The 24,041-nt window shown below is 76.2% G+C and carries 1 protein-coding gene; it reads left to right on the forward strand.

Annotated features, from left to right (window positions below):
- Positions 1-23 precede the first annotated feature (23 nt).
- On the forward strand, positions 24-24,038 hold the full coding sequence (locus tag AC0HI0_RS09950) for a WXG100-like domain-containing protein (protein WP_480932005.1): 24,015 nt from the start codon (positions 24-26) through the stop codon (positions 24,036-24,038).
- The last annotated feature ends 3 nt before the right edge of the window (positions 24,039-24,041 follow it).

The following is a 24,041-nucleotide window of genomic DNA, read 5'->3' on the forward strand; positions in this document are numbered from 1 at the left end:
TGTTCTGGTCAGGAGGTTGTGCCTTGCCCATCCGGGTCGACGAAGGCGGCATGGGCGACCTGCCGCCCTGGGCGAGGACCATCCTGGAGATCCTGGGCATGTCGTGGCCCGCCGCGAACCAGCACAAGTTCCGGGCCGCCGGCGCGGAGTACGAGGGCGTCGCCAAGAAGATCTCGAAGATGTCCGACGAGGTCAACAGCGTCAAGCAGCGGATCCTCGCCGAGATCGACATGGAGACGGCGCAGGAGTTCGACCGCCACATGGCCCCGCTGGCGCACGGGTCGCCCAGCCTGTTCGACGAGCTGACCACGGCGGCCAACGGGATCGCCGACGGCAGCCGCAAAGCCGCGCTGGAGATCGAGTACGCGAAGTACTCGGCGATCGGCCAGCTCTTCCTGCTGGCCTACGAGATCGCGCTGGAGTACGCGCTGGCGTCGGTCACCGGCGGGCTCTCGCTGGCCAACCTCACCTGGCAGACCGCCGCGACCCGCAGCTTCCTGGTCGCGCTGTTCAAGCAGATGGTGCGGGTGGTGAGCCTGGAGACGTTCATCGGCGTGACCGGCGGCCTGATCGTCGACGTCGTGGTGCAGCGGCTGCAGAAGGAACGCCAGGAGTGGAACACCGAGGCCACCACGCAGACCCTGATCTCCGGCCTGATCGGCGGCGCGATCGGCGGCGTGCTGGGCGAACTCGGCGAGCACCTGGCCAAGAAGGTCGCGGGCCTGCTGGGCAAGGACTTCACGAAGTTCGTCCTCAAGGACCTCGAAGACCTCGACCTGCCGACCACGCTCCCGCCGGGGTTGTCCGGCGACCTGGGCAAGATCCTCGCCGACCGCGCCGCGCTGCAACTGGGCAACCCCGGCGTGGCGTTCACCAGGAAGATGGTCGACGGCTTCGCCGAGGCGGTGGAGAAGCAGTTCGTCAAGTCCTTCGGCAAGGAACTCGGTGACGAGTCGGCGCGGCGGCTCGGCCGCGAGTACGCCCGCGCGTTCGTGGAGGGCTGGGGCGCGCAGGGCCTGACCCGGGCCGCGACCGGCGCGCTGTCGGACTCGCTGGGCCGGGCGCTGGGCAAGCGCGCCGACGACCTGGGCGCGGGCACCGCGGACCTGCTCACCAAGCAGCTGCCGGACGTGCTGTCCCGCAACGCCGTCGACCGGCTCGGCGGCGACCTCGCGGCCAAGGCCGCCATGTACAGCACGATGTTCCTGTCCGAGGGCGTGTCCGGCCTGGTGACGATGGGCGTGATGGGCGCGATCGAGGGCGAGCAGCCCGGTGCCGAGGAGTTCGGCATGGGGTTCGCGAGCGGGGTCGTGATGGGCGGTATCGGCCACGGCCTGGAACACCTGGGCACCAAGGCGTTGGACTCGACGCTCGGCGCGCTCAAGGACAAGCTCGGCAGCCTGCGCGGCGACTTCTCGCTCCCGGACGCCACGAGCACCACCGACGCGGGCCCGCCCGCCTACAGCCCGGGCGACGAGAGCCTTCCGCTGTACCGCAAGGACGATCCGTCGGGGCCGCCCGGGAAAGACGTGCCGACGGACCAACCGCCGCCCTACGCCCCGGCCGGCGGCCAGAACTCCGCCCAGCCGCGCACGATGACCCCGTCCACGTCGGCGAACACGGTGGCGGCGGGCGGTTCGAACGTGGTCGCGGCGGGCGGGTCCACGGCGGGCGGCAGCACGGCGGCGGCCGGTGCGACGGGCGCGGCGGCGGCTGCCGGGGTCACCCGTCCGCGGACCGAAGGCGGGGGCGCGGCTGCGGGCGGCAGCAGGTCGACCGTCGGCACGACTGATGCGGCGTCCCAGGATGAGTCCACTGTGGACGGCGCGGTGCCGGTCCCGGACGCCCCTCGGACGCAGTCGGAGTCCGTGCCGTCGCTGTCCGAGGTGGACGGGACCGGCGAGGTGGTGTCGGCCGAGGCCGGGCAGTCCGCGTCCCCGGTGGCGACGGTGTCGGCGGAGGACGCGCCGGCCCACGTGACCGAGCAGGAGACTTCCGTCCAGACCACGACCATCACGACCTCTGCCGTCGAGGTCACCCAGGTCGTGACCGAGCACGTCGAGACCGAACAGGTCGTCACGCAACAGGTCGAGAACGAACAGGTCGTCACCGAACAGGTCGAGACGGAGCACGTCGAGACCGAGCACGTCGAGAGGGAGCCGGTCGAGACGGTGGAGGAGGTGGCGCCCGCGACGATCGTGGCGGCCGGTGCGTCGGGCGAGGACACCCCGCCGAACGTCCCGCCGCCGCTGCCGCAGGGCGCGGCGCCCGTCGCCACCGGGGACCGCGGTGTCGCGTGGGACGCCCTGCCGCCGTTCCTCACCTCGGGCAACGCCATCGGCTCGGCGGCGGTGCTCGCCGTGCAGGGTGACGAGCGGGTCCGGGCGGAGGTCCGGCAGCTGCTGCCCGGCGTGCGGGAGGCGGACCTCGACACCGTCGCGCGGGCCGTGGCCGACGACTTCGAGTCGCTGCTGGGCGGCCGGTACTTCCGGGTCCGCGACGGCAAGCGGCAGTTCGAGGTCCGGGTGGTGGCGACGCTGGGCCGGCCGCCGGAGGGCACCGCGATCGGCACCGGGCGGGAGAAGACGAAGGTCGACCTCACCTCCCAGGCGGGCAGCGCGAACACCGAGAACCTGACCGCCTACAAGACCGGCGACCTCGGGCTCAGCGGCATGGTGCAGTCCGTGGGCGGGATCTACGCCTCGGCCGGTGCCAAGGTCGCGTTCGCCGCGCCCGGCTCGTCGCAGGTGGTCACCCGGTCCACCGCCGACCAGCGGGAGATCCGGTCCGGGGAGGGCGCGCGGCAGGTCGACCTGCCGGTGACCTTCCAGGTGACCGCGTTCGACGAGAGCGGCCGGGAGCTGCGCGGCGGCACGGCGGACGGCGAGGTCGCGCTGCGCGTGCCCGACGACCTGATCGGCGTCACCCGCCCGGCGGCGGTCGTCAAGCCCGCCCCGAACCCCGGCGCGCTGCTGTTCCCGGCAGCCGAGGCGATCACCGACCTGGGGGACGTGTTCGCCGAGGTGGCCGCGCGGCTGCCCCGGTCGGTCACGAAGCTGGGCGCGCCCGGCCGGGACGCCCTGCGCGACTTCCTCGGCGGGACCAGCGTCCGCAACAACTTCGGCGCGCTGCTGGAGGGCTGGGTCGCGTCGCCGTCGCTGTCCAGCCGCCGCGACGAGCGCGCGGCGGCGGTCCGGATGCGGGCCACGCTGACCGGTGCGGAACTGCTCGGCACCACCAAGAAGGCGGTGCTGCGGCTCAACGAGTCGGTGGGCACCAGCTCGGCCGTGTCGTCCTCCAGCAAGCGCGGCGTGGACGGCTCGCTCGGCGTCGGGGTCGGTTTCGAGGCGGGCGTGGCACGCGTCCAGGCGGGGGTCGGCGGCGGGCTGTCCGCGCACGTGGTGGACACGACGACGGCCGGCCGGACGTCGACCCTGCGGTCCGGGCTGGACGTCACCGGGGACGTGGCGCTGTACCGGATGTCCGTCCGGCTGGAGGTCGAGACCCTCGACGGCGGCAAGGAGACGACCACCGCCACCGTCTACACCCGGGTCGGCCTGTCCGAGGCCGCCGACCACGGGCTGGAGGTCCCGCCAGGCACGCCGTCGGCACCCGTGCCGACCCCGGCGCCCCGGGTCGAGCCCCAGTACCTGGTGGACGGCTTGGCGGTCGGCAGCGCCAAGGTGAGCCGGTTCGCCGGTGCCGACCAGGTGCTGGCCGAGGTGCACCGGCACCTCGCCGGGCACCCCCGCTACGGCGGGCTGCTGCCCGACTGGGACGCCCGGGGCACCGGCCTCAAGGACAAGACCGAGGTCGAGCACCTGCTGTCCAACGAGCGCCGGCTGCGCGACCTGCTGTCGTCGGCGGCGCTGCGCAACCGCATGGACGCCCTGCTCAGCACGGGCGTGTCGGTGGTGCTGCGGCACCGCGACGCGTTGCGCCACGACCGGATCCGGATCTCGGTGCGGCTCGAACCCGGTCCGGGGGAGCACCTGGGCCGCGCGCCCGGCCGGGCGATCCGCTCGGCCACCACCACCGGTCCCGCGCTGACCTCCTCGTCCGCCACGACCAAGGGCTGGTCGGTCGGGCCGGAGGGCCGGGTGGCGGTCGGGTTCGACACCGACGCCGGCAAGCTCGGCTTCGGCGCGAACGCCGCGCTCAAGGGCGGGCGGACGCGCACCCGGCGCACCGCCGCCGGCCCGGTCGCGGACTCCACGGTGACCGGCATCGGCAGTGCGGACGCGCAGGTGTTCCGGCACCGGGGCGTGCTGCGGATCTCGATCACGTCGTTCTCCCGCCCCAACCCGATGCTCCGGCACGTCACGCCCGGCCTGCCCGGCACCCAGACCCCGACGGTGCGGGAATCCGCCGCGCTGCCGGCGGTTCCGGTGGTCTACACGCTCCTGGTGCCGCACAGCCTCACGTCGCCGGCCACGCCGGGCACGGCCGCGCGTGCCGTCCGCGACGCGCTCCCGCTGCCCGACCCGCGAGTCGACCCGCTGGCCGAGCCGCCCGCGTCGATCACCGCGCACCTGTCCGCGCTGGGCCGGCCGGAGCACGCCGACTGGCTGGCCGTGGAGACCGTCCTGCACACCGACCGGATGGCGGCCGCCGCGGTCGCCGCGCTGGTGGAGGCGTCGGACGGGGACCGGGCGCTGACCCTGCCGGGCAGCGACGCCCGGACCGCCCTGGACGCGATGTTCAGCCCCGACAACGTGAAGGCGGCGCTGCGCGCGTTCGTGCAGGGCACGCTGGGCACCGACCTGGTCTACCCGCGCCGGGTCGCCGACCGGGTCGGCCGGCTGGGTGTGGTGGCGCGGCTGGCCCGGCCCCGGCTGGTGCTGGTCGCGGACGACTCGGCGCTGGAACGGCTGTCCAGCGGCGGCCACCGGGTCGAGCACGGGTCCGCGCGGTCCTCGGGCGCGGCGCTGACCGGCGGGGTCGCGCTCAGCGGCACCTCGGCCGACGACCGGGCCCGGACCGGGACCGGTGGCGTGGGCGGCAAGCCGTGGGCGGCCGGGTCGAACCGGGCCACCGGCCTGGAGACCACGGTGACCGTGGACCGGAAGGTCACCGCCGCGTCCGGGACGCGGCGCGTGCTGGTCCGCTACGACCTCGACGTGACCGTGCTGGCCGAGTCGCGGCAGCAGAACGCCGTGTACCGGCCGCAGCCGCAGGTCGCCGGGCAGCGCGCGGTGCTGCCCGGCGCGGCCTACCTGTGGCTGACCGAGGAGCGGGCGCGGGCCGGCGGGCTGCTGGTGCCCGAACCGCGCGGCGCGTCGCCCCGGGCCGACCGGCTGGCCGCGCCGTCCGTGCTCACCTCCGGTCGCGGCGTGCTCGGGCTGGGCGCGGTGGAGCGGCTGCCCGACCTGTCGAACCTGGTGGCCGACCTGGGCCGGGAGTTGACCCGGGCCGGGGTGGACCTGCTGCCGACCGCGTCGGTGGACGACGCGATGAACAACTGGGTGCGGCTGCTGGACCTGATGTCGCCGGGCAGCGTCGAAGCCCTGGTGGACAGCGCGCTGGACGGCGGCGCGCCGCTGCACGCCCACCTGCCCGGGGTGTTCGTGGACGACGGCTACCTGGTGCTGCTCAGCGCGCGGGTGGTCGGCCCGGCGGTGTTCCGCGACGTCGTGCACGACGGCCGCGCGGTCGAGCACAACACCGTGCGCTCCACCCGGGAGACCGCGCTGCGCGGCACGTCCCGGTCGTGGTCGGTCGCGCCCCGGCTGGGCGGGCAGCACAAGTTCGACGACCCGAAGGCGGGCGTCGGCGGGACGGGGTCGGCGGCGGCCGGGGCCGTCCGCACGACCGCCGCGACCTCGGTCACCGTCGACCAGGAAGCCCGGCAGCGCACCGGGAGCGGCCCGGCGGCGCGCTTCGACGTGGACGTGGAGTTCGTCCTCGAAGTGCGGCGGGGCGACGACGTGGTCGCGCGGGCGGCGTCGCCCGCGCAGCCGCTCGGCGTGTGGTTCGTCGCCGACAACCTCCCGCCGCTGCCGACGGCGGGGCCCGCGCACGCGGAGGACGCCGGGGTCGTCACGCTGCCCCTGTCGCCCGCCGAGGCCGGGTCGCTGGAGGAGTGGCGGCGCGGCGGTGTCGCGGAACTCCCGGCGAACGCGTCGGTGGAGTCCGTGCACGGCGCGCGCACCCTGCGCGAGGCCGCCCGGGACGCGCTGACGCGGGCGCGCGCGGGCCTGGGCATCACCGGCTACGGCACGGCCCCGCTCAACGCCCTGTGGTCGTCGCTGAGCCCGCAGGCGCTGCACGCGTTCCTGCCCGCGATGACCTCCGGCAGCCTGCCCGTGGTGGTGCTCCGCGACTCGGTGCCGCTGCGCGGCGGCAAGGCGACCGTCGAGGTGCACGCCCGGGTCGACGCGCCCCGCCTGGTCGCCCTCAGCGACGGCGTGAAGCACGAGAACCGGACGGGCGGGTCGGCCACCACGTCCGCCGAGAGCCGGCACGTCGACGTCGGCGAGCTGGGTCTGGCGGGTCCGACGGTCACCCCCGCGAACCTGGACGACACGCTCACCGGCCTGGTCAACCCGGCCGAGGCGCGCTGGGCGGGGGAACCGGCCGACGCCGAGGTGGACGGCGCGACCTCCGCCGACGTCGGCAACCTCAAACCCACCGGGCGGACCGGGCTGGTGCGGTTCGACGTGGCCTACCGGGTGGTGGTCGAGGCCGGCGGGCGCCGCGAGGTGGTCGAGGTCCGGCTGCCGGGCTCGGCGGACGTCCGGATGCCGGTTGCGGACGCCGAGCAGGTGCTGGGGCGCAAGGTGCCGCACGCCGTGCAGGCCAAGGCGGGGCACGTCACCCGGACCGCGAAGGCGTGGCGGGACGCGGAGGAGAAGGCCCGCAAGCACCTGCACGAGGCGGAGGCGCTGCTCGACGGGCTCGGCCTGCGCGAGTCGTGGGAGGGGTCGGTGGACGCGCTGCGGGCGCCGCGCGTCGAGCCGACCGGGGCGGACCTGACCCGGCGCGGCTGGGAGGTCGCGGAGAACGAGGCCCGCGCGCAGCGGGAGCACCGGCTCGCGGAGCAGCGGCTGAAGGCGGCGCGCGACGCCGTGGCGGCCAACGACGCCCGGCTGGCCGGGCTCCGGCAGGACCTGGCCGGGCTGGAGACCGACCTGGCCGGGGTCCGGACGATCGTCGAGGAGGGCGAGCGGGAGGTCCGGGACCGGGCCGCCCGGCTGCGCGCGGTGCGCGCCGGCCGGGCCGCCGGGCTGGACGAGGCGGCCGAGGTGCGGGCGTTCGCGGAGGAGCGCGAGCTGCGCGACCACGCCCGGCGGACGTTGCGCCGGCTGGAGCGCCGGGTGGCGGCCTTGCCGGACCGGATCGCCCGCGAGGCGGCCCGCCAGGACGGCCTGGCGGCCGAGCACGTGCGGGCGCACACGGTCCTGCAGGCGGCGTGGCTGGACCTGGCGGACGCCCGGCAGGACGCGTGGTGGCAGGCCAAGCGGGAGCTGGCGGCCGAACTCGACCGGCCCACGGCCGAACCGGACTCGCCGCGTGACGAGGCGTGGCGGCACAGCCGGGTCGAGACCGCGGCGTGGTTCCGGGCCGAGGACCCGTTGCGGCCCGAGCAGTGGGCGGCGCAGCGGGAGGGTGCCGCGCGGCGCGTGGTGGACACCTCCGTCGCCGACGTGCTGACCACCGTGCGGGATTCGTCGTCCGAGCAGCGGCACGACGGTCTCGTCCGGTACGGCGTGAGCCGGTTCGTGGTGGAGGGCCGCCCGGTCCTGGAGTTCACCGTGCCGCTCAACGTGGTGCCGGGGCCGGGCGTGACCGCCGACCAGGTCCGGGAGCTGGTCGAGCGGGTCACCGCCGACCTCGACACGACCGTCAACGGCCGCTACCGGCTGCCCGGCGGCGAACAGCTGCACGTGCGCGTCGAGTTCACCCACGACCAGCGCCACGACGAGACCGGCCGGCCCGTGCACGGGCGCTACGACGTGGTGGTCCGCGACGACGAGCCCACCTCGCAGACGACGTGGCGGACCACCGCGTCCGGCGCGGCCCTGGTGCACGAGGTCGTCCACTACCTGGGGCCGGGGGACGAGTACACCGACCCGGACCGGGTGTTCCAGCGCCGTGACGACGGCGCGTCCACCGCGGCCGACCGGGGCCTGATGAGCGCCGACCAGGGCGCCCTGCTGCCCCGGCACGCCTGGATGATCGACCGGGTCCTGCACGACCAGGTCGGCAGCCGCCTGCTGGACGGCGGCGCCGACCCGCTGCCCGGCCCGGCCCCCGACGAACCCCGCACGACCACCCGGCGCGCCCCCGAGCCGTCCCCGGTGCGGGTGTCCCAGTCGGTGTTCGACACCATCGTGACCGGGCCCGACCACCCCGACCCCGAGCCGGAGACGCGGGTCGACACCGCTGCGCCGCCCGTGGTCGCGGACCGGGCGCACCGCGAGCCGGCGGAGCACGTGGTCGACCTCGGCGGCGGGCGGGTGCTGCTGGAGGACCCGGCGGCGACCGAGGACCGGCGGGCGGCGGCCAGGACCGCCGCCGACCTGGTCCGGCCGAACCCGGCCTACCTCACGCTGGTGGTCGGCGACACCACGCCGGGCTCGGCCGGCCTGCCCTGGAACGGCCGCACGGTCACCGGGGCCGACCTCGCGCACCAGGTGCTCGCGCTGCGGCAGCGCGGCGGCTGGGACGGCTCGCGGCCGATCCGGCTGGTGTCCACCGCCGCCGTGGTCCACGACGGCCTGCCGGCGCTCGCCGAGGCGATGGCCGTCGAGCTGGCCCGGCTGCGCGACCCGGCCGAGGGCGAGGTCCGGGTGCTCGCCCCGGCGGGCCCCGTCTGGTCGGTGCCCGGTCCGCCGGCGGGCGACCCGCCCACCGGGCTGCTGGTGGCCGCCCCGGCTTCCGGGACCGCCGACCCGGACCGGCGCGGCGCGTGGCACGCCTACCACGGGACGCACGACTCCGGGATCGCCCACACCGACCTGGGCGCCTACCTGGCCGAGCCCGGTCCATCCACTGTGGACGGAACAGGCCCGGTGGCGTCGGCCGTGTTCGGCGACCTGCGCCACGACGCCGAGTACCGGCAGCGGGTGGCCGACTTCGAGGAGCGGATCGGTGCGCTGGCCTACCGGTCGCCCCGGGTCCGCAAAGCCGCCCGCGCCGCCCTGCACCGGCTGCACGACCTGCTGCGGGCGGCCCACCCCGACCACGCGGACGTGCTGCACCGGGCGTTCCTCGGGTCCGGCGCGGATTCCGCCGGCCAGGTCGGCGAGCTGACCCGCCGGCAGTTCGAGCGGATGCTCGCCAACGGCAACCCGCGCGAGCTGATGACGGCGTTCTTCAACGCCGCCTACAACGCGGATTCACCGCACAACCTCAAGAACCTGCTGCTGGACATCGCCGGGCGGCAGGACTGGGACCGGGCGCGGCGGCTCGGCCTCGACGTCGGCGCGCTCCGGGAGCAGGCCGCCTACCTCGACGGCGCGCTGCGCACGGTGCTGCACGAGATCGTCCAGCCGGTTCCGGAACTGCGGTGGCTGTTCGTCCGCGACGTCTTCGCCCCGGGCAACGTGATGGCCGCCGCCCCGCAGCGGTTCGCGGCGGCGACCGAGTACATGGCGAGCATGATGAGCCGGACGCCGCGCCCGGCCGACCTCCGGTTCGAGGGCGCGATCACCCGGGGCCCGCGCCAACTCCGCGACCTCGGGATGAGGCTCGGCGACCGGGAACGGGCCTTCCAGCGCGGGCGCACGCGCGACGACGGCCCGGTGCCCACGCTGCGGATCGGCGACCCGCTGCCCGGCGCGGCCGGGCCGGAACTGCCGCTGTCGTGGCTCACCGGCCGCCAGGCGCACACCCTGCGGGACGCCACACCCTGGTACGACGAGCGCACCGCGCGCGGGTTCCGGCTGGTGGCCGGGCTGTCCGGCACGGCCGCGCGAATGGCCAACGCCGCCAAGCTCCTGGGCATCGAGGACCACGACGGCTTCACGCAGGCGCTGATCGGCTGGATGCTGCCGCTGCACGACCACTCCCTGTACGAGATCCTGGCCGGCACGTCCATGGTGTGGCCGTTGCCGGCCGTGGACCTGGCCGACGTGTCCCGGATGTACCGCAGCCTGCCCGGGATCGGGCTGATCGAGGCCCGGCAGGTGCTCGACGGCCCGCTGCCGCACGAGCGGCTCTACCTGGACCGGTCCGCGCGCGGGGACCTCGGGGAACCCGGCCCGCGGGCCCGTGCCGCCGCCACCCGCCGGTTCGCGCGCCTCGCCCGGGGCGACGGCCCGGCGGCCCGGCTGTCGGAGGCGCACTTCGTCGCCCTCACCGTCCACAGTGGACCGGCTTTCCCGCTGGTCGACGCGTTCCTGCGCCACTCCGGCCCGGAACGCGCCGGTGCCGTGCGCGACCTGGCCGTGCGCCTGGCCGCAGCGGGCGGGGAGCTGCCGCCGATCCTGTCCCGGGCACCCGGCATCCGCGACGCTCTCGGCGCGACGCCCGACGCGTTGCGCGCCGCCGTGGACGAGCACCTGCCCGCGTTGATGCGGGAGTTGGCCGTTCACGCCGACGTGCTCACCGAAGCGTTCCGGACCCTCTCCGCCGCCCACGGCCTGGACCGGCGGGGCTCCGCGTTCGCCGACGACCCCGCAGCCGGTGCCGCCGCGCTCATCCCGGACCCCGGACTGCGCGACGACCCGAACGCGCCGCACCACCCGGACGAACGGCTGGCCCTGGAACGGATGCGCGTCACCGTCCGCGAGGTCGTCGGTGTCGAGCCCGCTCCCGAGACGGCGCGCGATTCGGTGTTCAACGCGCTCGTGGCCGCTCCCGTCGAGACGTCGACCACGGGACGAATCGACCCCGACCTGGTGCACGACCTGCCCGGCGGGACCGGTGTGCGCTTGGCGGACCCGGCGTCGCCGGACGGGATCTCCGAGGTGGTCCGCGACTTCCCGGTGGACGACCGGTTCTTCACCTTCGTCGCGCACGGCGGCGCGGACGGCCGTCCGGTCGTGGGCGGCCGGCCGGTGTCGGCGCGCGCAGTGGCCGAACTGCTCGACGGCGCGCGCAAACGCGGTGCCTGGGACGTCACCAAGCCGCTGATGCTCGTCTCGTGCGGTGCCGGGCGCGGCGGTGCGGGGTCGTTCGCGGCCGAGGTGCTGACCGGGCTGCGCGGCTTGGGCGTCGAGGCGACGGTGCTGGCCCCGGACGGCCCGGTGTTCTACGTGCCGGATCCGGAGTACGCGGACGGGCCGGGCCACCTGGTGGTGTCGGCGGCGGTGGGCCTGGACGGCGACCGCCGGCCGGCGGTGGTCGCCGGCGGCGGGTGGGTGCGGTTCGAGCACGGCGCGGAGCCGGAGCGGTTGGGCGCGCACGTGGTCGTGGACACCGACGCCGAGGTGTCGACCGCCGCCGCGCCGTCCGGCTACCAGGAGGCGGAGCGGGAATCGTCGGTGACGCCGGAACTGGCCGGTGCGTTCAAGTTCGCCGCCGCCGACCGCGCGCTGTTCCACGACGAGCGCTACGAGGGGCGGCGCACGGACTACGAGAACCGCCTGGGCCTGCACCTGTCGAGCGGGCAGGCCGCGCGCGACACCGCCGCCCGGTTCGCGGCGCACCTGGCGCCCGTGCTGGGTTTCGCGCCGCCGGAAGCCGGCGTCGACCAGGACTTCGTGGCGTTCGCGCGCGCGGTCGCGTTCGGCCCGGAGCGGCGGCTGCCCGGCCTGGTCGACTGGTTGACCACCCAGCCGGACCGCAGCGGTTTCGCCCTGGACGAGGACCGCCTCGACATCGTGGCCGAGCACCACCGGTCGGACTTCGCGCCGTTCGTCATCCAGGCGTTGAACTCGGCCCCCGGGGCCGGGCAGGAGCAGGCCGGCTGGGTCGCGCAGGAGGCCCGGGCGCTGCTGACCAGGGTCTCGGGCTGGGAATCCGACTTCCGCGCCTACGCGGCCGTGATGCTGTCCGGCGACCCGGAGGCGATGGCGGCGGCGTCGACCACGGCGGAGATGGTGTTCGCCTTCCAGTTGGCGGGCGAGGGCGACGCCACCGCCTTCCTGCACGCGGTGCTGGGGCACGTGCTGGCCGAGCACCCCGGCACGCTGCGGGCGGCGTTGACCGGGGCGCGGCTCAGCGGCGAGTTCCGGGCGCTGCCGACGGTGCTGGCCGGTGACGAGGCGGCGGTGTACCGGGGCGTCCCGGGCCTGACCGCCGACGACCTGCGGGCGCTCGGCGCGCTCCCGCACGAACAGGTCTACCTGTCCTACGTGGACGACGGCAGGTTCGCCGAAGTCGGCCGGGCGGAACTGGAACGCGCCGAGGACGTGCGCGACGCGTTCGCCCGCGACGACACCTGGCGCGAGGTCCGGTCGTGGCGCGAGCGTCACGACCTGACCGGCCAGGAGGTCCTCGACCGGCTCGGCCTGGCGCACTTCGTCGCGCTCGACGTCTACACCGGCCACCTGCACTCGATGATCAACTTCCTGGAGCGGCCCGGACCCGTCGCGCTGTCCGACGTGGCGGACAAGGTCCGGAGCGTGCTGTCCGCGCCGAACGGCGACGACTGGCCGAAGTTCCTCACCACCAGGGACCTGGTGGCCGACCGGTTGGCCCGGGGGCTGCCGCCGGCGGACTCCCCGCAACGGGCGGAGTTCGTGGACCGGGTGATGGCCGACCTGGAACCCGGGCTGCCGGACCTCGTGGCGCAACTGGCGCTGCACAGCCACCTGCTGGCCGACGCGCTCGGGCAGCTGCCGCCCGCGCTCGGCCCGGTGTGGCGCGGCACGAGCTGGACCGACGAGTCGCACGTCTTCGCCGACGCGGCGGCCGCGCACGTCGGCGACGGCGTCCCGGTCAGGTTCGGGAAGTTCACCAGCACCAGCCGCGACGAGTCCGTGGCGGGCGGGTTCCTCCGCAAGAAGGCGGCGGCCGGCGCGGTGCTGGTGCGCCTGGAGGCGACCGGCGCGGGCGCGTACGACATCGGGGCGTTCTCCAGCCACCACGGCGAGGACGAGGTGCTCGTCCTGCCCGACGCCGCCGCGCTCGTGCACGGTCGCACCGAGGTCCCGGCTTCGCCCTTCGGCCGACCGGCGCACACCGTCCTCACCGTCGTCGAGGTCGGCCCGGAGCTGCCGTTCCCGCCGGTCCGGCCGGCGTCGGCGATCCCGGCGGCCGAACGCGGGCTGAACGCGTCGAGGGAGGCGACCGCCGCGATGAAGCGCCGTCGGCGGGCCCGCACGACCGTGGTGGCGGCGCTGACCGCGCTCAACCGGGGCGCGCCGGTCGCCACGGCAGGCGACCTGCGCGTCGTGGCGCGCCAGGTGCGCGCCGCGAGCGGTGCCGAGGTCTGGGGCCTGGCGATGGTCGTGGAGGAGGTGTTCCGGGATCCGGCGGCGATCACCGCGGGCCGGCTGAGCCTGGTGAAGTCGTTGCTGGCGACCGGGTTCCCCGGGTCGGTCGGTGCGGCCGACGTGCACGACGCGGTGGCCGCCGTCGCGGACCTGGTGCCCGGCACGCCCGGTGAGGTCCGGACGCGGGCGCGCGCCGTCCTCGACGCGGCGGAATCCCTCCAGCGGGCCCGGATCGGGATCACCGCCGAGACCCTGGCCGACGAGGTGGCGGCGTCGGCCCCGGCAGAACCCGAGCCGCCCGCCGTCGACCCGCCGGCCGCCGAGCCCGCCGAGTCCGCCGCCGAGCCCGCCGGGACCGGGCAGACCCTGTGGTACCCGGAACCCGACGCGCTGGTCCAGCGGGTGATCGGGCACCTGCGGCCGTTCGGCGACGGGATGCTGATCCAGGACCCGGCCCTCGACGCCGACCAGCGGGCGGCGTTGGAGACCGCGGTCGGCGACATCCCGCCGAGCGGGACCTACTTCACCCTGGCGGTGCGCAACACCCGGCCCGGGCACGCCACCGTGGGCTGGGGCGGGACCGAACTGGACGGGCGGGCGCTGGCCCACGTCCTGCTGAGCCTGCGGCAGTTCGGCGCGGGCTGGGACGGCGCGCGCCCGATCAGGCTCGTGTCGTGCGCCACCGCGGACCCGGACGGGCTGCGCTCGGTCGCGTCGGACCTGGCGCTCGAACTCGCCCGGTACCGCACGCTGCTGCCCGGCCCGGTGCGGGTCCACGCGCCGACCGGTGCGGTGTGGTCGGTCGCGCCGAGGCCGGAGGCCGGGCTGCCCGCCGGGATGCTCGTGGTCGCCGACCGGGTCGGCCTGGCCGACCGCGCGCTGTCCTACCGCGAGGGCGGGTCCTGGACGCTGTTCGAGCAGATGCCCGACGGCACCGTCGAGCAGGTCGAGGGATCGGCGTTCCTGCCGGAGGACGGCGCGGACACCCCGGACCGGCTGCGGCGCGCGGCCGACGACGCCGAGCTGGGCCCGGTCGACGCGGTGCCGTTCGACCAGGACCGGGCGGAGTACCGCCGGATCGACCCGGCGGCGGTCCGCGAACTCGACGGCGGTCGCGGCGTGCGCCTGGCCGACCCGACGCTGGACGACGTCGTGCCGCACCTGCCGGTGGACGACCGGTTCTTCACCTTCGTCGCGCACGGCGACGCGGCCGGGCGGCCGGTCCTGGCCGGCCGCCCGGTCTCGGCCCGCGCGGTGGCGGACCTGCTGGCCGACGCGGAGGAGCGCGGCACCTGGGACGTCGCGAAACCGCTGCTGTTCGCCTCCTGCGGCGCCGGCCGCACGTTCGTCGCCGAGGTGCTGGCCGAGTTGACGGCCCGGGGCGTCCACGCGACGGCGCTGGCCCCGGACGGCCCGGTGTTCCTCGTGCCGGACCGGGCGAACCCGGACGGGCCGGGCCACCTGGTGGTGACGGCCGGCGTCGGCGTCGACGCGCACGGCCGCCCGGTGGTCCGCGACGGCGGCCGGTGGCTGCACCTCGCGCCGGACGCCGAACCCGTGCCGGTCGGCCCGCACGTGGGACCGGACGCCCCGGGCGACGGCCTGCCCCCGGGCTACGAGGCGGGCACGCCGGTGGACGACCTGCCCGGTGCCGTCGTGCTCGCCGCCGCCGACAAGGCGATCTTCCGGCACCCGGCCTACCGGCGGGCGAGCGTCGACTACGAGCGGGCCCTGGGCCTGCACCTGTTGGCGGCCAACGAAGAGCAGATCGTGGTGCACTCGACCAACGACCGGCTGGCGGGCGCGCTGGGCCTGGCCGGGCCGCCCGCGGGCGACCTCCGGGCGCAGGTGGAGTGGTTGCAGGAGCACGCGTTCGACCCCGACGGCGGGCTGCCCGCCCTGGTCGACCGGCTGATCGCGCAGGGCGACTGGACCGGGGCCGAGGACCTCGGGCTCGACGTCGACGTCCTGCGGTCGCAGGCGGCGCTGCGCGGGCAGGGCACCGGGGACCTGGCGGCGGCGGTGGCCCTGGCCGCACCGGCCGGGCACGCCGCCCAGCCCGGCCGGGTCCTGGGCATCGCCGCGGAGATCCGGCCGCTGCTGACCCGCGCGGACGGCTGGGAAGCCGACGTCCGCACCTACGCCGCGGCGATGTGGTCCGACGACCCGCAGACCGTCCTCACCGCGACGATGACCGCCGAGGCGATGTTCGCGTTCCGCCTGCTCGGCGGGGTCGACTCGGCGGCGTTCCTGCACTGCGTGCTGGGCGCGCGGCTGACGGACGACCCCGGCTCGCTGCGCGCGGCGCTCGCGGGCGCGGCGCTCAGCGGCCGGTTCCCGACGCTGTCGACGGTGCTGTCCGGCGACGAGGCGGCGGTCTACCGAGGCGTGCCCGGGGTGCCGCCGAGCGTGCGGCACGTGCTCGGCGACCTGCCGCACGAACGCGTCTTCCTCGACGTCCTGAACCGGGGCGGGCTGCGCGAGTTCCCCCCGGCGGAGCTGCCGATCGTCACCGCGCGGCGTCAGGAGTTCGCGAACCCCACCCGGCCGGAGACCACGAACTGGCTCTACCGGCACGGTCTCGCCGGCAGCTACGTGCTCGACCGCCTGGGCGTGGCGCACTTCGTCGCGCTGGACGTCTACACCGGCGTGCTGTACCCGCTGATGAACGTGCTGGAGCAGCCGGGCCCGCCGAACCTCCCGGCGCTGCGCAACCGGATCCGGCGGACGTTCCACCAGCCGCTCGGCAGCTGGCCGACGTGGCTGCGCGGGCACCCCGCGGTGGTCGCGGAGCTGGCCAACGGGCTGCCGGGCTCGAACACCCCGGAGCTGACGGCGTTCGTGGACCGGGCGGTCCGGGCGGTGGAACCGGACCTGGCCGACCTGGTGCGGGAGGTGGCGCTGCACAGCCACATGCTGGCCGACGCGCTGGGCCAACTGCCCAAGGCGCTCGGCCGGGTGTGGCGCGGCACCACCGGCGTCCCGGAACCCGGCGGGTTCGCCGACCAGGTCTGGGACCACTACGCCGACGGCGTCCCGATCGGCGTCGGGAAGTTCACCAGCACCAGCCGCGACTTCGCCGCCGCCGCGAAGTTCCTGGGGTGGAAGGAAGACCCGCTCCTGCTGGACCTGGAGACCTCCGGCAGCCACGGCTACGACATCGACCCGTTCGTCAAGTACTCCGACGAGAACGAGGTCGTGCTGCTGCCCGAGGCCATGATCGTGGTGCAGGACGGCGATGTGCGCGGGCCGGCTACGGACGGCAGCTACGTGGCGCACCACTACGTCCGCGCGGTGGAGGTCGAGCCGGACCTGCCGTTCCCGCCTCCTTCGGGGCAGCACGACGTCGCCGACGAGCGCAGGCGCCGGGAAGCGCACACGCGCCTGGTCGAGGTGCTGACGGCGCTCAACGGCGGCGTGCCGGTGACCTCGTCCGCCGACCTGGCCGACCTGGCCGGGCAGCTCGGCGTCCGCGACGGCCGGTACGTGTGGAGCCTGGCCATGGCGTTGGAGGAGCTGTACCGCACGCCCGCCGCGATCACCGTCGAGTGGATGGGCGCGCTGCACGACCTGGTGGGTGCCGTCGGCATCCCGTCGTTCACCGCCGCGCAGCTCTACGGCGTGCTGGGGCAGCTCGACCTGGTGCTGGGCGGTGCCGTGCCGTCCGGCGACGCCGCGACGAGGTTGCGCCTGCTGGTCGACACGGCGGCGGAGCTGGCCGACAACGGAATCCCGGTCACCCACCAGGCCCTGGTCGCGGCCTGGCAGCCGGAACCGGAACCGGCGGCGGCCGAGGACACCGGGCCGGTCATCGAGGCCGTGGACTACCCGGTGCTCGACGACCTGGAGTGGCGGGTGGTCGACCACCTGCTGCACTTCGGCCGGGACCGGGTGCTGATCGAGGACCCGGTGCTCGACCTGCGGCGCAGGTGGGCGTTCCGCGCCGCCGTGGCGGGCCTCCCGGCCGACGACGGCTACTTCACGCTGGCCGTGGACAACCTGACGCCGGGCGAGGAGGGCATCGGCTGGAACGGGGAATCGCTGACCGGCGGGCACCTGGCCAACGTGGTGCTCTACCTGAAGGCGACCGGCGCGTGGGACGGCGCCCGCCCCATCCGGCTGGTCTCCTCGCTGACCGCCGACCCGGAGGACGGGACGTCGGTCGGCTCGGACCTGGCCGAGGCGCTGCTGGCGCACCCCGACCTGCTGGCCGGTCCGGTGCGGGTGTTCGCGCCGTCCGGCCCGGTGTGGGCGGCCGCCCCGGCCCCGGGCACCGGCGCGGTGCTCGTGGTCGCCGCGCAGGTCGGCACGGTCGGCGGCGCGCCGTCCTACCGCGAGGGCGGCGGGTGGGTCGAGTTCCACCAGGACGACGACGGGGACGTGGCGTTCACCAAGCACCCGGCGTTCCTGCCGGAGGCGGGCGCGCGGGACCCGGGCGAATCGTGGACGCGCAACGAGGACGACGACCTGACGCCGATCCCCGGCGCGACGGCGTTCGACAACGACGTCCGGGCGGCCGAGGACCACCAGTCGTTCGGCGAGGTCGACCCGTCCTCGATCGGCGAGTTCGCCGACCGCCGGGGCCTGTGGCTGGACGACCCGGACGGGGACGGCGACGTGGCCGCGACGGTCCGGCGCTTCCCGGTGGACAACCGGTTCTTCACCTTCGCCGCGCACGGTGACCCGAACGGCCGCCCGGTGCTGGGCGGCGAGCCGGTGTCGGCGCGCGCGGTGGCCGACCTGCTCGACGGCGCGCGCCGGCGCGGCGACTGGGACGTCGCCAAGCCGGTGATGTTCGTGTCGTGCGGTTCGGGGCAGTCGTTCGCCGGCGAGGTGCTCGCCGAGCTGCACGCCCTGGGCGTCGACGCGACGGCGGTCGCGCCGGACGGCCCGGTGTTCTTCGTGCCGGACCGGCAGGACGCGGACGGGCCGGGGCACCTGGTCGTGACGGCGGGCGTCGGGTTCGACGCGGCCGGCCTGCCCGTGGTGCGCGGCGAGGGCAACTGGCTGCGGCTGGCGCACGACGCCGAGCCCGTGCCGCTGGGCGCGCACCTCGTCGTGGGACGGGAACCCACGCCGGCGGCGCAGGACGCGCCGGCCGGCTTCGAGGTCGGCACGCCGACCCGCGACCTGCCGGGCGCGGTGATGTTCGCCGCTGCGGACAAGGCGTTGTTCACCGACGAGCGGTACCACGCCGAACGCACGGCCTACGAACGGTCGCTCGGCGAGCTGTTGAGCGGGCGGGCACGTGCGGTGCGCGCGGTCGACCACACCGTGACCCGGCTGTCGGCCGCGCTGGAGCTGGGCGTGCCGTCCACCGTGCGGACCGTGACCGACCGGCTGGGCTGGCTGCTGAACCCGACGATGACCGGTCCGGTGACGCTGGACTTCCTGGTCGACGTCGTGATCGACCAGCGGCGCTGGGACGGCGCGGCGGCGCTGGGCCTGGCGGCGGGTCCGGTGCGGGCGCAGGCGGCGCACCGCGCGGCCGACCCGGCGGTGCTCGCCGGGCTGGTGGCCGGGGCGCACCCGGCCGCCGCCGCTGCCGCGCCCGGCCGGGTCGAGGAGATCGCGTCCGCGATCCGGCCGTTGCTGACCCGCGCCACCGGGTGGGAGGCCGACGCCGGCGCGCTGGCGGCCGTGCTGTGGTCCGGCGGCCCGGAGGCCGTGACGGCGATGACCGTCGCCCGTGCGCTGTACGGGTTCCAGGTGCTGGGCGGCGGTGACGCGGCCGGGTTCCTGCACGGCGTCCTGGGCGGCGTGCTCGGCGCCGCGCCGGGCACGGCCAGGGCGGCGCTCGCGGGTGCCCGGCTCAGCGGCGAGTTCCCCGCTCTGGCGGCGGTCCTGGCCGATGACGACGCCGCCGTCTACCGGGGCGTGCCGGGCCTGACCGCGCGCGACCTGAGGGAGGCGGGCGACCTGCCGCACGAGCGGGTCTACCTGTCCTACGCGCGGGAGGGCAGGTTCGCCGACGTCGGCGAGGACGAGCTGGACGACGCCGCCGGCCGGCGCACGGCCTTCGCGCAGAACCGGGCCGAGCACATCCGGACCTGGCTCGACCGGCACGGCCTCACCCCGGACGGACTCCTCGACCGCCTGGGACCGGCGCACTTCATCGCGCTCGACGTCTACACCGGCCAGCTGCACCAGCTGATCAACGTGCTGGAGAAGCCGGGGCCCGGGGTCGAGGACGCGCTGCGCGCGAAGGTCGCGACCGTGCTGGGCAAGGACGAGGAGAAGTGGCCCGAGGTCCTGCGCGCCAACCCCGTCGTGCGGGCCGGGCTGCCCGAGGGCGAGTCCGCCACCGAGGAGGAGATCGCGGCCGTCGTGCGGGAGCTGGAGCCCGTGCTCGGCGACCTGGCGCGGGAGGTCGCGCTGCACAGCCACATGCTGGCCGACGCGCTCGGGCAGCTGCCGCCCGCGCTGGGCGACGTGTGGCGCGGCACCGGGTTCGACGACGACCCGGACACCTTCGTGCGCCGGGTCGTGCAGGACGCGGGCCGGGGCGCGGACCTGCGGCTCGGCGAGTTCACCAGCACCACGTTCCTGCGCGAGGCGACGCTGAACTTCCTGCGGGACAAGGACGCCCCGGTGCTGATCTCGCTGGAGACCTCGGGCGGCAAGGCGTACTCCATCGCGCCGTTCTCCCGGATCGAGGACGAGGAGGAGGTGCTGGTCCTGCCGGACGCCTCGGCGCGGGTGCGCGTCCCGCCGGTCGTGGTCGGCCAGAACGGGTCCTGGTTCCCGGAACACCTGGCCATCCGGGCCGTCGAGGCCGAACCCGACCTGCCGTTCCCGCCGCGCGGGCCGAACCCCGACGCCGCCGACGAACAGCGCAGGCGGGCCGCGCACGCCCGCGTGACGGAGGCGTTGACGCGCCTGAACTCCGAGGTGCCGGTGGTCTCCGCCGACCGCCTGGACGCGCTCGCCCGCCGGGTCGGCGCGGCGGACGGCCGGCACGTCTGGGGCCTGGCACTGGTGCTGGACGAGGTCTACCGGGGCACGCCCGGCGCGATCGCCGTCGAGCGGCTCGGCGCGCTGCGCTCGCTGCTCGACGCCGTCGGCCTGCACCGGTTCCCGCCGGGCCGGCCGGCCGACGTGCTGCGCTCGGTCGAGGCGCGCATCGGTGTCGCGATGCCCGGGCCGAACCGCCCGACGCGGTTCCACGCCGCGCTCATGGCGGCGCAGGAGCTGGTGCGCCGGCAGGCTCCGGTCGACCTGCCGTCGCTGGTCGGGCACGTCCGGCCGGCCGCGCCGACGTCGGGCGACGGCCCGCCGCACCCCGTGCTCACCGCGGCGCAGTGGCAGGTCGTGGACAACCTGCACCGCTTCGGCGACGACCGGGCGCTGGTCGACGACCCGGGCCTGGGGGTCGACCAGCGGCGGGCGTTGCACCGGGCCGCTGCGGACATCCGGCCGAGCGGGACCTACTTCACGCTGGTGGTGCACAACACGACCCCCGGCGCGGCGACGGTGAGTTGGCACGGGCAGCGGCTCGACGGGCGCTCGCTCGCCCACGTGCTGCTCCACGCGAGGCTCGACGGGACGTGGGACGGCGCACGGCCGATCCGGCTGGTGTCGTGCGCGTCGGCCGATCCGCGCGGGCTGCGCTCGGTCGCCTCGGACCTGGCGCTGGAGCTGTCCCGGCACCGCCCGCTGCCGGCGGCCGACGTGCGGGTGTTCGCGCCGACCGGTCCGGTGTGGTCGATCCCGGTGGCGGTCGAGGCCGGGCCGCCGACCGGGCTGCTCGTCGTCGGTGCCGAGGTCGGCGGGGTCGGCGGGGCGCTGTCCTACCGGGAGAACGGGTTCTGGGTCGAGTTCCGGGGCGGGCCGGACGGTCGCGTCGAGCAGTTCGCCCACTCCGCGTACCTGGCGGAGGACGGCGAGGCGATCCGGCCACGCCGGGCGCTCGGCGCGGACGTCCTGGCCCCGGTGCCCGGCGCGCGCGAGTTCGGCGCCCCGGCGGGGGAGCGGCGGCCGGTGGTCGGCGAGTTCGAGGGCGGTCGCGGCCTGTGGCTGGACGACCCGGACGCGGACCGGCGGATGGCCGACGTGGTCGCGAAGTTCCCGGTGGACGACCGGTTCTTCACCTTCGCCGCGCACGGCGACGCGGACGGACGCCCGGTGGTGGGCGGCCGGCCGGTGTCGGCGCGCGCGGTGGCGGAGCTGTTGGCGCAGGCCCGGGAGCGCGGCACGTGGGACGGCGTGCGCCCGGTGATGTTCGTGTCGTGCGGTTCCGGTCGTACGTTCGTCGGCGAGGTGCTGGCCGAGCTGCGCGGCCTCGGGATCGACGCGACGGCGCTGGCCCCGGACGGCCCGGTGTTCTTCGTGCCGGACCGGCAGGACGCGGACGGGCCGGGCCACCTGGTCGTGTCGGCGGGCGTGGGGATCGGCGCGGACGGTCGCCCGTCGGTGATCGGCGGCGGCCAGTGGCTGAAGCTGGCGCACGACGCCGAGCCGGTGCCTTCGGGCGCGCACGTCGTCGTGGAGGAGGGGCCCGCGACGACGGGTGCCGACGTGCCGCCCGGGTACGCGGAGGTCGGGCCGGGCCCGCTGGGCGAGCTGCCCGGTGCGGTGATGTTCGCCGCCGCCGACAAGGCGCTGTTCCGGGACCCGCTCTACCCGACGTTCCGCGGTGCCTTCGAGCACGCCCTGGGCGCGCGCCTGCGCGACGAACCCGCCGCGCAGGCGGCCGTCCTGGACACCGCGCAGCGGCTCGGGCGGGTGCTGGTGCTGCCGCCCACCGCGACCACCCTCGCCGCCCGGCTGGGCTGGCTGCTCGACCCGACGACCGGCGGCGCCCAGACGCTGTCGGCCATGGTGGACATGGTGATCGACGACGTCGGCCCGGCCCGGGCCGGTGTGCTCGGCCTGGCCCCGGAACCGCTGGAGCGGCAGGCGCGGCGGCGTGCCGCCGGACCGGGCGCGGTGGCGGACCTGCTGCGCCGGGCGCACCCGCTCGGCACGCCGCCGCCCGCGTCGGTCGAGCGGTGGGCGGCCGTGATCGACTCGATGGTGACCCGCGACGAGGGCTGGGAGCGGGACGTGTTCGACCTGGCCCGGGTGGTGTGGACCGGCGGGCCGGGCGGGCAGGCCGCGGTGGTCGTGGCCCAGGCCATGTACGTGTTCCAGGTCGTGGGCGGCCACAACCCGGTGGACTACCTGCACGGCGTGCTCGGCCACGTGCTGGAGCGGTGGCCCGGCACGCTGCGCGAGGCGCTGGTGGGCGCGCGGCTCGGCGGTGCGTTCCCGGCCCTGCCCGCCGCGACGGCCGGCGACGACGCCGCGCTGTACCGGGGCGTGCCGGGGCTGACCGCGCACGACCTCCGGGCCCTGGGCGGGCTGCCGCACGAGTCGGTCTACCTGACCCGCGTGGACTCCCGCCAGTTGCTGGAGGTGACCGAGGACGAGCGGGCCGACGCCGAGGAGCGGCGGCAGGCGTTCGTGACCGGCGCGGCGGGCGTCCAGGAGTGGCTCACCCGGCACCGGACGACCGGGGCCGAGGTCGTCGACCGCCTGGGGTTGGCGCACTTCATCGCGCTCGACGTCTACACCGGCCAGATGCACCAGCTGATCAACGCGCTGGAGGTGCCCGAGGCGCAGGCCCCGGACGTGCTGCGGACCAAGGTGGAGAGCCTGCTGTACAAGGGCGAACCGGACGACTGGCCGAAGATCCTCAACGAGAACGAGGTGGTGATGGCCGCGACCGAGGACGGCCTGCCGCCCGCGCGCTCCGACGAGCGGGTCGAGTTCCTGGAGGATTTGATGCCTGCGCTGGAACCCTTCCTGCCCTCGATCCTGCGGGAGACCGCGCTGCACGGCCACATGCTGGCCGACGCGCTGCGCCAGCTGCCGCCCGCGCTCGGCCCGGTGTGGCGGGGCACCGGGTACGCCGAGGACCCCGGTGCCTTCCCGTACCGGGCGCGCGACCACGTCGGCGACGGCGTGCCGGTCGCGCTGGGCGAGTTCACCAGCACGAGCCGCAGCCGGGCCGGTGCGGCCGAGTTCATGAAGGCCCCGGACCGGGTGCTGCTGCGGCTGGAGACCACCGGCGGGGGAGGGTTCCACATCGAGCCGTTCTCCCGGATGGGCATCGAGGAGGACGAGGTGCTGACCCTGCCCGACATGGTGGCGCTGGTGACCGACCGGCGGGCGGTCCCGGCCGACCTGTCCGGACCGGCGCACGAGCTGCTCACCGTCGTGGAGGTCGGGCCGGACCTGCCCTTCCCGCCGGCCCGGCCAGCCGACGAGCCGATCGGCGCGGACGAGCCCCCGGGCGACCGGGAGGTGCTGGACGAGCGGCGGCGGCGCGAGGGCCGGGCCCACCTGCTGGAGGCGTTGACCGCCCTGTCCGGCGGGGTGCCGGTCGTCGGCCCCGGCATCCTCGACGCCCTCGCCGCGCGGCTCGGCGTCGTAGACGGGCGGTCCGTCTGGACCTCGGCGATGGTGGTGGAGGAGGTGTTCCGGGCTCCGGCGGAGGTGACCGCCGGGCGGATCGCGGCGGTCCACGCGATCGCGGCGGCCGCCGGGCGCCCGAGGTTCGAGGCCAGCGAGCTGTTCGGCCTCCTGCACCGGGTGGACGCGCTGGCCGCGGCGGTCGGCGGCCCGGTCGGGGACCGCGCGGCGGCCCGCCGCCGGGTGCTGGAGGTCGCGGAGGCGCTGGTGGCCGCCGGAATCCCGCTGAGCCAGGGTGCCTTCGCGCAGCGCTGGTAGCCC

The organism is Saccharothrix sp. NBAS 001 (assembly GCF_056640475.1).